The organism is Rhizobium sp. 01T417 (assembly GCF_056398905.1).
The window spans coordinates 1-1069 of the sequence record NZ_JBFTQH010000154.1 but is presented as its reverse complement, the minus strand read 5'-3'; the positions used below and the strand labels follow the sequence as shown (position 1 = coordinate 1069).

The 1069-nt window shown below is 57.6% G+C and carries 2 protein-coding genes; both read left to right on the top strand.

Translation table 11 applies throughout. The features are described 5' to 3' along the window. Positions 1 to 217: hypothetical protein (locus AC1DPR_RS32135; RefSeq protein ID WP_477818047.1), on the top strand; the 217-nt coding region annotated here is incomplete at its 5' end. 102 nt (positions 218 to 319) lie between these two features. Beyond that, on the top strand, positions 320 to 1069 hold a 750-nt coding region (locus AC1DPR_RS32130; RefSeq protein ID WP_477818046.1), incomplete at its 3' end, for a hypothetical protein.

The window sequence follows — 1069 nt, the reverse complement described above, 5'->3', positions numbered from 1 at the left end:
CGACAAACACGGAAAGCAAGCGATGGAGAAGCCATTCCGAACTGGATTCACGATGGATGCCGCCGTGAACAAGCGCGCGTCCGAAGTGCTAAAGAACTGCAACATGACCCTTTCCGAATACGTGCGACAGGCTGTGGCCTACGTAGCGGAAGGGAATGTTCCGCCCTTCCCCAACCGGCCCACCGGCGTACGTCCCGGTCCGCGCAGCAAGCAGTAACCGAACACCAGCGCAGTAGCGCCCCAAGGTCACGGCATCAGCCCGGCCATATCTATGCCGCCATAGCGTGCGGCAATTTCTGCTCCACAGCGCGAGCGCCCAATGTTATTTCCTATCAACTGGTTGCCGGTCGAACCCGCAACCGGCGGGCATTCTATTGCCTGCGATTTGCAACAGGAGTTTCGCCCATGGATACGAAAGCTGAAAAAAGAAAAGCCGCTACGGCTGGCACCGGAGCGGCTCACAAGGATGCCTGAACAATCGACAACGAACTCACCAAAGATTATGCCCGACCTCAACAAGCACGAGAGTGGACGAGAAGCCCAAAACGACCCTGCACCAGCAGACACCCCAGACAGCGACATTGATGCGGATACAGTTGATTTCAAACCATGGGAAGCGACCGATGCCGGATTCGGCGACGAGTTCAAAGCAGCGGAAGGCGAATCGCGCAAGGCAACCCTCCGACTAGCAGACGATGCCGCGACCGGCGAGGTTGCGGTCAGGCAGGCCCGGCAAGACCCTGACCTGGTCAAGCGTGCGAAGGCTCTTCATCGGTTGAACGCATTCGGCCTGCCTGAGGAAAAGCCGGTGAATAGCGGTGGCATGGTCGTGATGCAGCCACTCGTAAGCGACCTCAATTTTTGGGCTGTCTACGACGCACTGTTTGGTAGCGAACTACCAAGCAGGCCGCACTTCGACACCTTCAGCGGGACACCGAAAGATCACAACGGCAAGACGCTGGATGATCGCACGCCGATCATGGAAATGACGAAAGCCGTCAAGGCAGCCAACTTAACTGGCATCAGGGCCGCCGATGTACGCCGAACGTATCGCGACTGGATACTAGAT